The organism is Microbacterium sp. BLY (assembly GCF_017939615.1).
In the GTDB taxonomy this organism is placed as follows: Bacteria; Actinomycetota; Actinomycetes; order Actinomycetales; family Microbacteriaceae; genus Microbacterium.
Genome location: NZ_JAGKSR010000001.1, coordinates 1,158,536 through 1,171,599, shown reverse-complemented (window position 1 = coordinate 1,171,599; position 13,064 = coordinate 1,158,536). Strand labels below are relative to the sequence as shown.

The following is a 13,064-nucleotide window of genomic DNA, read 5'->3' as shown; positions in this document are numbered from 1 at the left end:
GACGAGTCTCCGCTGGGGGGCGGACGCGGAGCTTACTTCTCGAGCGGCGCGGCGAGGATGGCCAGGTAGTCCTCGAGACCCCACGGGATCGACAGCGCCGACGGGTTCGCCGACGCGGCGATGGGCGTGGCGTCGGGCAGGATCGCGACGCGGCCCTCCGCGATGGCGGGGATCTTCGACAGCAGCGGGTCGGCCTGCAGCGTGGCGAGCGTGGAGTCGTCGCCGTAGGTGACGAGCACGTCGACGTCGTCGAACTTCTGCGCCTGCTCCGCGCTCACCTCCAGGAAGAACTGATCGCTGTCCTCGTTCTCCTCCACGATCGCGGGGAGCGGCAGGCCGAGGTCGTGCAGGTAGCCGGGACGGGTGTCGGCCGCGGTGTAGTAGCCGATCTGGCTCAGGTCGCTCGGGTCGAAGTACGTGAAGAGGACCTTCTTGTCCTTCAGGATGCTGTACTTCTCCAGGGCGGCGTCGGCGTCGGCGTGGAGGTCGTCGATCAGCGCCTCGCCCTCGGCCTCGAGACCCAGGGCCTTGGAGTTCATCTCGACCATGTCGTCGACGGACGTGCCCCAGGCGACGTCGGGGTAGGCGACGACCGGCGCGATCTTGGAGAGCGTGTCGTACTCCTCCTGCGTGAGGCCGGAGTACGCGGCGAGGATGACGTCGGGCTCGGTGTCGGCCACGGCCTCGTAGTCGATGCCGTCGGTCTCGTCGAAGAGCACCGGGGCCTCGCCGCCGAGCTCGTCGAGCTTCTCCTCGACCCAGGGCAGGATGCCGTTGTCGTCGTCGTCGCCCCAGGTCGCCTTGCTCATGCCGACCGGCACGATGCCGAGGGCCAGCGGCACCTCGTGGTTGGCCCACGCGACGGTGGCCACGCGCTCGGGCTTCTCGTCGATGGTGGTCTCGCCGTAGACGTGCTCGATGGTGACGGGGAACGCGTCGTCGGAGGCCGGGTTGGCTCCGGTGGTCGCGGTCGACTCCGGCGCGGAGGACGAGCAGGCGGAGAGCGTCACGGCGAGCGCGGCGGCCGCGCCGAGGGCGAGAAGTCGAGAGGTGCGCACAGGCGTTCCCTTCGGGGTGGGAGATGGGGTGTCGACGCGAGAGCATCAGGCCTTTGGTAAGCCTCGCCTAATCTAACACGGAGGTTAGGGCGACCTCACTCCCGTCTCGAGTCACTCACCTTGTCCCAGTCGGCGCCCGGATGCCGCCCGTTGCGCGATTCGAAGCGGGCGGGCATGCGAAAAGCCGGCCGGATCCGTACGGATCCGACCGGCTTCAGGAAGTCAGCGCACGCTCAGAGAGCGCGGATGTTCGCCGCCTGCATGCCCTTGGGGCCACGCTCAGCGTCGAATTCGACCTTCTGGTTCTCGCGGAGCTCCTTGAAACCGGAGCCGGCGATAGCCGAGTAGTGGGCGAAGAGGTCTTCGGTGCCGTCATCAGGAGCGATGAAGCCGAAACCCTTCTCCGCGTTGAACCATTTCACAGTGCCAGTGGCCATGTGTTTTCTACTTTCTGTTGAACCGGCCGCTCGCGCGGCCTGCATCATGCCGATGATCCGACATGCATGCTCGGTCACGCTACCACGGCCGGCTGACGGGACGCCCCGTCGCCGTCGGCGCGATGGACCACAGCGGCCTCGGTGCGGGTGCTCACCCCGAGCTTGCGCAGCACCGCCGAGACGTGCACGCTCACCGTCTTCACGCTGATGAACAGGCGCTCCCCGATCTGACGGTTGCTCAGCCCCTCGGCGATGAGCGCGAGCACCTGCCTCTCGCGCGCGGTGAGCTGCTCCCCCTCCGCCCCTCCGCGCGGGGCGGAGGGCCGCAGCCCGGCCGCCTCGCCGAACCGCGTGAGCGCGTGCTGCAGCGGCACATGCCCCAGGCGGTCGGCGATGGCGGTCGCCGCCGCGAGGACGCTCGCCGCCTCCGCACGCTCGCCGTCGGCCACGTGGAGTCGGGCCCGTTCGAGCCGCAGAACCACCCGGAGGGTCACCGGCACATCGTCGCCATCGGCCTGCCGCAGGGCCGCGTCGACCGCCGCGGGGTCCGGGTCGAGCAGCGCATGCAGCACGGTCGACCAGGCGTCGTCCTGCAACTCCGCCGGCTGCGCCTCCCAGGACGCCCGCAGCACTTCCGTCACGCCCTCCGCATCGGCGCCGTCCGCGCGCAGCACGGACACGAGGGCTCCGCCCTCCAGCAGCAGCCGGCGCTGGTGCAGGAGCGCCGGGCGCTCGTCCTCCACCATCTCCCGGATCGCGTCGAGCGCCGCGCGGAGCTCGCCCCGGCTCTCGGCCACGGCGACCTGCATCGTGATCCGGTCGTACCAGATCTGCCGCTCCGAGCCCCCGGTCTCCTCGAACGCGGGCAGCCACTCCCGCAGGGTCTCCGCCGCCTCCGCCGCCCGGCCCCGCCAGGCGAGCACGCGCACCCGGGTCATGCTCATGTACATCCGGAAGACGCGCAGCGTGCCCTGCAGGAAGTCGCGGGAGAGCATGTCCTCCACCTGGTCGATCTCCCCGAGCTCGAGCAGCGGCACGATCATGTTCTGCGCCATGATCGAACCCGACGTGCGCTCGACCCGCAGCTCGCGGGCCCGCCGCAGGCCCTCCTCCGCGACGGCCACCGCCTCCCGGTAGCGGCCGAGCAGCGTCAGCAGATCGGAGTAGTTCACGCGGTACCGCATCTCCGCGGTCGCCCCCTCCGCCAGGTCGCGCGCGCGGGCGTACTCGCGCACCCCCTCGGAGACCCGGCCGAGGTGCGCCAGCGATCCGCCGCGCACGTTCGCGGCGATCGACAGCTGATCCGTCGTGGGGGCGCCCGTCGCCCGGCGCTCCGCCTCGTCCGTCAGCCGGATCGCCTCCTCGCGATCCCCCGCGATCATGCGACGGCTCGCGAGCTGGTTCAGCAGCTCCGCCCGGAAGACGTCGTCGTCGACGCGCTCCGCGAGCGCGAGCGCCTCCTGCAGCAGCGGGATCGCCCCCAGACGCCCGAGATTGACGAGGTACAGGGCCTTGTTGCGCAGGAGCCGGGCGTGCAGCCGCGGGTCCACCGTCGCCGGATCGACCTCGCTGAGGGCGACGTTGGCGACGGCGAGCGCGCGCTCCCCGTCCCCGGCGTTGCGCAGGACGGAGCCGAGCAGGTGGAGGAGGTCGAGGCGCGCGAAGCCCGTCGCCTCCGCGGCGTCCGGCACGAGGGGCCACAGTTCGAGGACGAGCTCACCGAAGCGGGCGGCACTCGCGAACGCGTACTGGGCCTTGGCCTGCCGCATGGCATCCGCCGCGGCGGTGAGGGCCCGGCGGTCGTCCTGCGCGAGCTGCCAGTGGTGCGCCAGCGCCGCGGCGTCGTCGCCCCCGGCCTCCTCCAGGGCCTCGGCGTAGGCGCGGTGCAGTCGCGCCCGCTCCCCTGGCAGCAGGTCGTCGTGCACGGCCTCGCGCAGCAGCGCGTGCCGGAAGCGGTAGTCGTCCTCGCCCACGACGATGATGCCGCTGCGGACGGCCTCGCGGACCGCGTCCTCGATGCGGTCCTGCGAGAGCGGGACGAGGTGGCGGAGGAGGGGATCCGTCAGCGGACGCTCGGCACCGGACACGACCTGCACCACTCGCCGTGCGTCGTCGCCGAGGCGGTCGAACCGGGCGAGCAGCAGGTCGCGCAGGCTCTCCGGGAGCGGCCCCTGGTCGCAGCCGGCAATCTCCTCGACGAAGAACGGCACGCCTTCCGCACGCACCTGCAGCCGCGCCAGCGCCGTCGCGGTCGGCGCCCGCCCGGTGATCTGCGTGACGAGCTCACCGACCGCGTCGTCGTCGAGGCGCGACACGGTCATCCGCTCGAGCAGCCGGGCGCGCGTCGCCTCGCCGATGAACCGGCTCACCGCGTCGCCTCGGCGCACGTCGTCGGTGCGGCAGGTGAGGAGCAGCAGCAGCCGCCCGCGGTCGAGGGTGCGGAGCAGGAAGGACAGGATCGCGAGAGTCGAATCGTCGGCCCAGTGCAGGTCTTCGATGAGGATGACCTGCGGCGCCAGTTCCGTGGCCGCCTCGATGAGCGAGGCGATCGCGTCGCGCAGGCGCTCCGGGCTGGTGCGGTCCCTGGCCGCGGGCGCGTCGACGAGCTCGGGCAGCAGCACCCCGAGCGCCTCGACCCCCACGCCGACCGCGTCACGCACGCGTTCGGCCCCCAGCCGTCCCACGATCGATCGGAGAATGCCGGGGAGCGGGCCGAACGGGGCACGGGAGGACCCGAGGTCGAGGCACCAGCCGCCGTGCACGTCGGCGGCGTTCGCGACCTCGAGTCCGAACTCGCGCACCAGCCGCGACTTGCCGATCCCGGCCTCGCCCTCGACGAGCAGCGCGGCGGGCACGCCCGCCCGCGCGTCGTCGAACAGGCGATGCAGCTGGGCGAGCTCGGCAGCGCGCCCGACCATCGCGGCACTGGGGGCGGGAGCCATGGATCCATGGTGCCACTCGCCGCCGACATCCGGACGGCCGGCCGGGAACGGCAGCATCACACCATCGGTCATCGGGCGCCGACGGGCTCGCCGGCGCCCGAGGCGGCCGCGGGACGCGCCGCGTGCCGCGCTCCCTGCCGGGCGAGCCGCTGCAGCAGCCGGCGGAGCGGTCCCGCCGGGCGCGGCACGATCTGATCGGCCCTCTCGATGAGCAGGCGCCGCCGGGCGGCTTCGCGCTCGATCCGCTCCTGCTCGAAGGCGGTGATCTGCGGGGTGAGATAGGGGTGCTCGAACATGATGTCTCCTCGACGGCTCGTATCCCTACACTCCGCTCTGAGGTGCCCCCTCGACATCGGACGGATGCCCTATCTTCCGCATCCCCCTCCCGTTCGACTCCCTACCTCCACACGCCCGCGCGCCGGTTCAGGCTCCCGCGCCGATTCAGGCTCCTGCGCCGCGAACCGGCCTGAGCGCGCGCGACCGCCTGCCCGGCCACAGCGAGCTCCGCGCGGAGGGACGGGACCGGTCCGGCGAGAGGATCGCGAGCACCCGCACGAGCGTCGTCATCCAGAGCAGACCGAGCCCGACGACGACCGCCTCCACCGCGGTGACCGGGAAGAACCCGAGGGGCCACCACAGCAGCACGGCCACGACCACCAGCACCCCCACGGCGACGGAGGTCGCCACGAGAGCGGGGGGGCGCCCCGGGACGGCGAGGGTCGTCGCACCGGCGGCCGCGAGGAACAGGAGCAGCGCCGCGACGGCCGCGATGTCGTGCGGCACGGGTCCGCGCGACAACGGAAGGAGCCCGACCGCGGCGAGTGCGAGACCGGCGGCCGCCCACAGCAGGACCACCGTCGCGATGCGGGGCAGAGCGGCGTCCCCGCGCAGCCGGTGCAGGTCGCGACCGATGTAGGCCCCGACGGTGGCCACCAGCAGCCCCGCCACGACGAGGGTGCCGTTGAAGGCCCACCCGACGCCGAGCTGCGAGAAGTTCTGCTCCCACCACCGCGGGTCCGCCGCCGTCACCATCGCGAACAGGGTGCCGATCACGAGGAAGGCGAACAGGAGCGCGGCGAGGTCGGCCGTGCGCAGGCCGATGCCCGCGCCGAACGCGAGCCGTCCGCCGACCGCGGACGCGACGCCCGTGAGCAGCCCGCCGCCGATCGCGCCGAGCGCGAGTCCCTGCAGCCCGACCGCGAGCACCTCGGTCGTCAGCAGCACGCCCAGTGCCGTGACCGCGCCGAACGCGACGGTGAGCGCGGCGGCGGACAGGTGCGACACGATGCGCTGCCACCGCGGCATCTGCGCCGTCTCCCCTCGCCGGTGCCGGCTGGTGGAGACGACGAACGCGAGCGCCGCGACCACGCCGGCGACGCCCGCGGCCGGGAGCGCCAGCGAGCCCTCCCCGGTCAGCGGGCGGGGCGGGCCGGCGAGGAGCAGCGCTCCGGCGACAGCTCCCGCGACGAAGCAGACCACGGTCGCGAGCACCGCCCGAGCCTCACCGCGCAGACGCTCCCTCGTGTCCATGCGCCCATGCAAGCACGCCCGTCCGACGTCCGCACGCCCAGACGCGACGAGGCCCGGAACCGCACAGGGCGATCCCGGGCCTCGTCGAAGGGGACGTCAGGCGTCCACGTCACCGCGCCAGGCGCCGGTCTCGACACCGCGGCCCTCGATGAACTCCTTGAAGTTCTTCAGATCCTTCTTCACCGCGTGGGATCCGGCGCCGACGAGGGCGCCCACCTTCTCCAGCAGCCCCTCCGGCTCCCAGTCCAGCTGGACCGTGACCCGCGTGGTGCTGTCGTCGAGCTTGTGGAACGTCACGACGCCCGCGTGCTCGGTCTCGCCGCCGACGCTGTTCCACGCGACGCGCTCATCCGGGTGCTGCTCGGTGATCTCGGCGTCGAACTCACGCTCCGCGCCCCCCACGTTCACCTTCCAGTGCGTGTGGGTCTCGTCGATCTGCGTGATGGAGACGACCTCGTCGAGGAACTTCGGGAAGCTCTCGAACTGCGTCCACTGGTTGTACGCCGTGCGGACGGGAACGTCGACGTCGATGGTCTCGATGATCTGCACCATGGGGATGCTCCTCACTTGTTCGTCGTTCGTGTGTTTCTATTCAGCCCGCTCCGCGCGGGATGGGCGATGGGGTTGACATCGGCGCGACTACCGTGGAGGTCATGCGCATCCCCGCCGCGATCCGCGCCTCCCAGCGCTCGCCCCTCCTGCAGGTGGTGAAGTCGGCCGCGGCCACGATCGTCGCGTGGCTGATCGCAGGCCTGGTGTTCCCGGGGCAGCTGCCGGTGTTCGCGGCGATCGCCGCGCTGCTTGTCGTGCAGCCGAGCGTCAACCAGTCGCTGTCCAAGGCGCTGGAGCGCAGCATCGGCGTCATCGTCGGGGTGGTGATCGCGGTCGGCCTCGGCCTGCTGCTGGGCTCGCCGAGCTGGATCGTGCTGCTGGCGATCGTCGTGGCGATGCTCGTGGCGTGGGTCTTCCGGGCGTCGCCGGGCACCGGCAACCAGGTCGCGATCTCGGCGATGCTCGTGCTCGCGCTCGGGTCGTCGAGTCCGGAGTACGCGGTCGCCCGGATCGGGGAGACCCTGATCGGGGTCGTGATCGGGATCGTCGTGAACGCGCTGATCGTGCCTCCCGTCCTCGTGGAGCCGGCCCGGCAGAACGTGGGCATGCTGGGGCGCGAGCTCGCCGCGAGTCTCGACCGCCTCGCGGAGGCGCTGCCGGAGCCGCAGACCCCGGCGCGGCTCCAGGAGCTCATGCTCGAGGTGCGGCTGCTGCGCCCCATGAAGGATGCCGCCGACGCCGCGATCGCCGCCGGGGAGGAGTCGCTCACGCTGAATCCGCGGCGTTCGACCCACCGGGCCGATCTGCAGGAGCTGAAGGCGCTGCTCGACCGGCTCTCCCCCATCGTCACGCAGACCATCGGCATGACTCGCGCCTACTTCGACCATTACGACGACCGCCTCGGCGAGGAGCCGGCGGTCGCCGCCATCGCGGAGCAGCTGCGCCGCGCCGGGCACGATGTGCGCCTGGCCGTGCAGACCGCGGCGCCGGCTCCGGAGCCGGAGGCCCTCACCTCCGCGATCCCCGCTCTGACGGCTCCGCTCGTGATCCGCCCGCCGTCCTCGCAGCACTGGATCCTCATCGGCTCGCTCATGGAAGACCTCCGCCGCATCCGCGGCGAGCTCCTCGACGAGGACTGATTTCGCCGACCCACCCCCTTTCGCGCCTCCCGGCCCCGTGCGTGCGTCCGCAACGGGCCGGGACGCACCGAAAGGGGTGGGTCGCGGGGGTTACCCTGACGGGATGACAGTCGAGGAGGCGCTGGCGGAGCTCGCGGCGCTGGAGGATCCGAAGCAGCGCGCGGCGAACGAGAAGCGCGGCGACGACCACGGCATCAACCTCAGCCGGATGCGCGCGCTGGCGAAGCGCATCCGGACCGACCACGCCCTGGCACGCGAACTGTGGGCGACGGGGGACACGGCGGCGCGGCTGCTCGCGCTGCTGGTGTGCCGTCCGGCCGACTTCTCCGCGGACGAACTCGACGCGATGCTGCGGGAGACCCGGCCACCCAAGGTGAACGACTGGTTCGTGAACTACGTCCTCAAGAAGTCGCCCCTGGCGGAGGAGCTCCGGCGGCGCTGGTTCGACGACGACGACCCCACCGTCGCCGCCGCCGCGTGGTCCCTCACGACGGTCCGTGTGACGAAGGACGCCGACGGTCTCGACCTGCCGCACCTGCTCGACCTCATCGAGCGCGACCTGAAGGACGCCGCGCCGCGCCTGCAGTGGGCGATGAACGAGACCCTCGCGAACATCGGCATCTTCCACCCCGAGCTGCGTGCCCGCGCGGTGCGCATCGGCGAGCGCCTGCAGGTGCTCGCCGACTATCCCACGGCCCCCGGCTGCACGTCCCCGTTCGCGCCTCTCTGGATCGCGGAGATCGTCCGCCGCCGCGAGGGCTGACCGCGATCCCACCGCCGGAATCCGGTCCACGACTGGTCTGTCGGCGGGTAACGTTATACACTTCACAGGTCGTGCGGCGCTGGGGGATCGCAGACCGCGGCCGCTGCCGCACACCACGAACAGGAACTGGGGAGAGGACCATGGCCACACAAGACGAGCTCAACACGCTGCTCGCGGACATCAAGCACGACGTCAACGGATTCATCGGCGCCTCGATCGTCGACCTCGAGTCGGGGCTGCCGCTCGCCTCCAGCTCGGTCCGTCCCGACTTCGACCTCGAGGTCGCGAGCGCGTTCAACAGCGAGATCGTGAAGAACAAGAGGCGCACGATCGAGGCCCTCGGCATCGACGCGGAGCTGGAGGACATGCTGCTGACGCTGAACACGCAGCTGCACCTGCTCAAGATGCTCGACGACGACCTGTTCATCTACCTCGCCGCCGACCGCCAGGCGACGAACCTCGCGCTGCTGCGCTCCTCGGTCAACCGCCGCGTCGCCGCTCTCCGCGCGTGACCACCGGGGCCGTGGGGAGCGGCCCCGGCGGTCCCCGGCCGCGGAGGAGCCGTCGAGGCGGGAGCGGGATCATGCGTCCGCGCCGCCGCCGGACGGATCTGCCCTCGCGGTACCGCGTGCTGTTCGCCGGCCCGGTCGGCGCCGGCAAGACGACGGCGATCCGCGCCCTGAGCGACGCGCCGCCGGTGGACACCGATGTGCCGATGACCCTCACGCGCGGCGACGGCAAGACCACCACGACTGTGGGGCTCGACTTCGGGACCTGGCGCCCGGCGCCGGGCGTCACGGTCGCGCTCATCGGCATCCCCGGGCAGCAGCGGTTCGCCGCCGCGCGCCAGCGTGCCGCGGTCGCCGGCACGCGGGTGCTGCTCTGGCTCCGCGCCGACAGCGACACGCTCGTCGCCGACGCCGCGGAATGGCTCGGGGTGTTCGCCGGGGAGGAGCACCGCGTGGCCATCGCGATCAGCCACGATGCCGGCCGCCCGCTCCGCGAGATCCGGCGGACGCTCGCCGACGTCCTGCAACACCACGGCATCCCCCTCACGCGCGTCCTCCTCGCCGACGCCCGTGACCGCGACGACGTGATGCGCGCCGTCAGCGTCGCCCTCGACCTTCCGGAGGAGAAGTCATGACCACACCCGATCCGTCCCACATGCATCCCGACGTCGCCGGCAACTGGACGCTGTGGTCGAAGATCGTCGGGCTGTCCGCACGGACCCGGCTGCAGGAGCTGGAGGAGCGCTTCCCGGAGCTGACGACCGCGGTCCTCAGCACGGCCGACGGCCTCCCCATCGCCGCCGTCGGCGTCGATGAAGACGGTGGCGAGCGGCTCGCCGCCATGAACGGCACCCTGTTCGGGGTCGCGCGGGCCGAGGCGGAGATCATCGCCGGCGGGACCGAGCCGACCCTGTCGGCGATCGTGTCGCTGTCGATCGGCGAGAATCAGATGGCGCTGCTGAGCTTCATCCTCGTGCCGTACGGACAGCTGCTGCTGTCGGTGTCGGCGTCCTCGTCGCAGCTCGGCACGGTCATCGTGCATGCCCGCTCCACCGCGTACGAGCTGCTCACCGCGCTCGGGGTCACGGGATCGGCGGCATGACGCAGATGGGATGATCGAAGCATCATGACTCCCACGCCGCGGCTCGACCCCTCTCTCGTCCCCGACGCGGCGGACGCGGATGCGGTGTATCTGACGTTCGTGGAGTGGGCGGAGTCGACGGGCATCCGCCTGTATCCCGCGCAGGACGAGGCGCTGATCGAGATCGTCTCCGGCGCGAACCTGATCCTGTCCACGCCAACCGGCACTGGGAAGTCGCTCGTCGCGGTCGGCGCCCATTTCGCGGCGATGGTCGGCGGACGCCGCAGCTACTACACGGCGCCGATCAAGGCCCTCGTGAGCGAGAAGTTCTTCGCCCTCGCCGAGGTGTTCGGGGCGGAGAACGTCGGCATGGTGACGGGCGACTCGTCGGTGAACGCCGACGCCCCGATGATCTGCTGCACCGCCGAGATCCTCGCGAACCTCGCGCTACGGCAGGGCGAGGCCGCGGACGTCGGTCTCGTCGTCATGGACGAGTTCCACTTCTACGGCGACCCCGACCGCGGGTGGGCGTGGCAGGTGCCGCTCCTCGAGCTTCCGCAGGCGCAGTTCGTGCTGATGTCGGCGACCCTCGGTGACGTCACCACCCTCGCCGCCGACCTGACGCGCCGCACCGGGCGGGACACCGCCTCGGTCACCGGCGTCGAGCGCCCGGTCCCGCTGCACTTCTTCTATGAGACGACGCCGATCCACGAGACCATCGACGACCTCCTCAACACGGGCCAGGCGCCGATCTACATCGTGCACTTCTCGCAGGCCGCCGCCATGGAGCGGGCGCAGGCGCTGTCGAGCACGAAGGTGGCGACGCGGGAGCAGCGCGACGAGATCGCCGCGCTCATCGGCGGCTTCCGGTTCACGACGGCGTTCGGCAAGACGCTCTCCCGCTTCCTCCGTGCCGGGATCGGCGTGCACCACGCCGGCATGCTGCCGAAGTACCGCCGGCTCGTGGAGCAGCTGGCCCAGCGCGGCCTGCTCCGCGTGATCTGCGGCACCGACACGCTCGGCGTGGGCATCAACGTCCCCATCCGGACCGTGCTCCTCACCGCGCTGACGAAGTTCGACGGCACCCGGATGCGCCAGCTCAACGCCCGGGAGTTCCACCAGATCGCTGGCCGGGCCGGACGCGCGGGCTACGACACCGCGGGCACCGTCGTGGCGCAGGCGCCGGAGCACGAGACGGAGAACCTCGCCGCGATCCGCAAGGCCGGCGACGACCCGAAGAAGAAGCGAAAGATCATCCGCAAGAAGGCACCCGACGGGTTCGTGTCGTGGGGCGAGCCGTCGTTCCGCAAGCTCATCGACGCGACGCCGGAGACCCTCACCTCGCACATGCAGATCACCAGCGCGATGCTGCTCAACGTCATCGCGCGGGGCGGCGACGTGTTCGGCAACGTCCGCCGACTCGTCTTCGACAACCACGAGCCCCGCGCCCGCCAGCGCGCGCTCGCCCTCCGCGCCCTCGCGATCTTCCGCACCCTCCGGGAGTCCGGGGTCGTGCAGACGTTCGACACGGGAGTGCCCGGTGCACCCCCGGGCGTCCGCCTCACGGTCGACCTGCAGCCGAACTTCGCGCTCAACCAGCCGCTGTCGCCGTTCGCCCTCGCCGCGTTCGACCTACTGGACCCTTCGACAGGCTCAGGGACCCACCCTTCGACAGGCTCAGGGACCCAGGGCTCAGGGACCCAGGTGGGGACGGGGTCGTACGCGCTCGACATGATCTCCATCGTCGAAGCGACGCTCGACGACCCCCGCGCCGTGCTCAGCCAGCAGGAGTTCCTGGCCCGGGGCGAGGCCGTCGCGGCGATGAAACGGGAGGGCATCGAGTACGACGAGCGCATGGAACTCCTCGAGGGCATCACCTACCCGAAGCCGCTGGAGGAACTGCTCGAGGCCGCGTTCGAGACGTTCAGCGCGGCGCAGCCGTGGATCCGCGACTTCGAGCTGCACCCGAAGTCCGTCGTGCGCGACATGTACGAGCGGGCTATGTCGTTCGGCGAGTACGTCGCGTTCTACAAGATCGCCCGTTCCGAGGGCGTCGTCCTGCGGTACCTGTCGGACGCGTATCGTGCCGCCTCCCAGACGATCCCGGAGGAGCGGAAGGACGAGGACCTCCACGACCTCATCGCGTGGCTCGGCGAGCTCGTCCGCCAGATCGACTCCAGCCTGCTCGACGAGTGGAGCGAGCTGGCCGCGGGGCCGGTCGCCCGGGGAGACGACGACGAACCGATCGTGCCGCCCGCCCCGAAGCGCCTCACGAGCAACACGCGCGCCTTCCGCACCCTGGTGCGCAACGAGCTCTTCCGGCGCGTGCAGCTCGCCGCGCGGGAGGACGTGGACGCCCTGGCCGACCTCGATCCGTCGTTCGGGGGCGCCGCCTGGTCGGACGCGCTGGATGCGTACTTCGCCGAGCACGACGAGATCGGCACCGGTCCGGACGCCCGCAGCTCCCGCATGCTGCTCTTCACGGAAGGACCGACGGAGTGGACCGCGCGGCAGATCATCGACGACCCGGCGGGCGATCACGACTGGGGCATCAGCGCCACCGTCGACCTGGCGGCGTCCGATGAGGCCGGCGAGGCCGTCCTCACGGTGACGGCCGTCGACCGGCTCTGACCGGCACGGCCCGGGATCACGCCTGCAGGACGGCGAGGACGTTGCCCGCCGGGTCGCGGAACCACGCGATGTCCGGACCCTGCCCGTTCCCGCGCACGATGCCGCGCGAATCGGACGGGAACTCGTCGTCCCCGTAGATCTTGGTCTGCACCCCGCGCGCGTTGAGCTCGTCCACGGCGGCGTCGACGTCGTCCACCGGGAAGTTCAGGATCGTGAAGCTCGCCGGGCTGTGGTTCGGCTTCGCGTACACGAGGATCGATCCGCCGCTGGACAGCCGCAGCTCGAGGAAACCCATCGCATTGACCTCGACGTCGAGCCCCAGGGTCGTGCCGTAGAACTCCTTCGCCGCGTCGATGTCGTCGACGCTGAACCCGCTGAACGCGTTCTCCGCTGTGAAGGCTGCCATCTCCCCAGCATCCGCC

The 13,064-nt window shown here is 71.5% G+C and carries 13 protein-coding genes; 6 read left to right on the top strand and 7 right to left on the bottom strand.

The window, feature by feature from the left end; translation table 11 throughout:
* Window positions 1-32 precede the first annotated feature (32 nt).
* The 6 genes from KAF39_RS05935 to KAF39_RS05910 form a co-directional block, all read right to left on the bottom strand.
* On the bottom strand, window positions 33-1,058 hold the full coding sequence (locus KAF39_RS05935) for an iron-siderophore ABC transporter substrate-binding protein (RefSeq protein ID WP_210676396.1): 1,026 nt from the start codon (window positions 1,056-1,058) through the stop codon (window positions 33-35).
* 233 nt (window positions 1,059-1,291) lie between these two features.
* Entirely contained in the window at window positions 1,292-1,495 is a 204-nt protein-coding gene (locus tag KAF39_RS05930) for a cold-shock protein (protein WP_025104028.1), read from the bottom strand.
* A 74-nt stretch (window positions 1,496-1,569) separates the two neighbouring features.
* Window positions 1,570-4,437 carry a helix-turn-helix transcriptional regulator gene (locus KAF39_RS16120; protein ID WP_210676395.1) on the bottom strand — a complete coding sequence of 956 codons (2,868 nt, stop codon included), beginning with the start codon at window positions 4,435-4,437 and terminating at the stop codon, window positions 1,570-1,572.
* 68 nt (window positions 4,438-4,505) lie between these two features.
* Window positions 4,506-4,733 carry a hypothetical protein gene (locus KAF39_RS05920; protein WP_210676394.1) on the bottom strand — a complete coding sequence of 76 codons (228 nt, stop codon included), beginning with the start codon at window positions 4,731-4,733 and terminating at the stop codon, window positions 4,506-4,508.
* A gap of 145 nt (window positions 4,734-4,878) precedes the next feature.
* Window positions 4,879-5,967 (bottom strand): DUF998 domain-containing protein, encoded by a 1,089-nt coding sequence (locus KAF39_RS05915; RefSeq protein WP_246878244.1) that lies wholly within the window; start codon window positions 5,965-5,967, stop codon window positions 4,879-4,881.
* A gap of 96 nt (window positions 5,968-6,063) precedes the next feature.
* Window positions 6,064-6,519 (bottom strand): SRPBCC family protein, encoded by a 456-nt coding sequence (locus tag KAF39_RS05910; RefSeq protein WP_210676393.1) that lies wholly within the window; start codon window positions 6,517-6,519, stop codon window positions 6,064-6,066.
* Between the two features lie 101 nt (window positions 6,520-6,620).
* Between KAF39_RS05910 and KAF39_RS05905 the strand changes: the two genes are divergently transcribed.
* The 6 genes from KAF39_RS05905 to KAF39_RS05880 all read left to right on the top strand — a co-directional run bounded on the left by KAF39_RS05905 (window position 6,621) and on the right by KAF39_RS05880 (window position 12,642).
* Window positions 6,621-7,658, top strand: coding sequence for an aromatic acid exporter family protein (locus tag KAF39_RS05905; RefSeq protein WP_210676392.1), 1,038 nt, complete (start codon window positions 6,621-6,623; stop codon window positions 7,656-7,658).
* Window positions 7,659-7,761: 103 nt separating this feature from the next.
* The gene (locus KAF39_RS05900; RefSeq protein ID WP_210676391.1) at window positions 7,762-8,421 is read left to right on the top strand and encodes a DNA alkylation repair protein; all 660 of its coding nucleotides are present in this window, start codon (window positions 7,762-7,764) and stop codon (window positions 8,419-8,421) included.
* Window positions 8,422-8,561: 140 nt separating this feature from the next.
* Complete coding sequence (locus KAF39_RS05895; protein ID WP_210676390.1) at window positions 8,562-8,933, top strand: hypothetical protein; 372 nt, start codon at window positions 8,562-8,564, stop codon at window positions 8,931-8,933.
* A 71-nt stretch (window positions 8,934-9,004) separates the two neighbouring features.
* Window positions 9,005-9,565 carry a hypothetical protein gene (locus tag KAF39_RS05890; protein ID WP_210676389.1) on the top strand — a complete coding sequence of 187 codons (561 nt, stop codon included), beginning with the start codon at window positions 9,005-9,007 and terminating at the stop codon, window positions 9,563-9,565.
* The gene (locus KAF39_RS05885) at window positions 9,562-10,032 is read left to right on the top strand and encodes a hypothetical protein (protein WP_210676388.1); all 471 of its coding nucleotides are present in this window, start codon (window positions 9,562-9,564) and stop codon (window positions 10,030-10,032) included. The genes KAF39_RS05890 and KAF39_RS05885 overlap by 4 nt, the downstream gene beginning before the upstream one ends.
* Before the next feature lie 24 nt (window positions 10,033-10,056).
* Window positions 10,057-12,642 carry an RNA helicase gene (locus KAF39_RS05880; protein ID WP_210676387.1) on the top strand — a complete coding sequence of 862 codons (2,586 nt, stop codon included), beginning with the start codon at window positions 10,057-10,059 and terminating at the stop codon, window positions 12,640-12,642.
* 16 nt (window positions 12,643-12,658) lie between these two features.
* Here the strand turns inward: KAF39_RS05880 and KAF39_RS05875 are convergent, their stop codons facing one another.
* The gene (locus KAF39_RS05875) at window positions 12,659-13,048 is read right to left on the bottom strand and encodes a VOC family protein (RefSeq protein WP_210676386.1); all 390 of its coding nucleotides are present in this window, start codon (window positions 13,046-13,048) and stop codon (window positions 12,659-12,661) included.
* Window positions 13,049-13,064 lie beyond the last annotated feature (16 nt).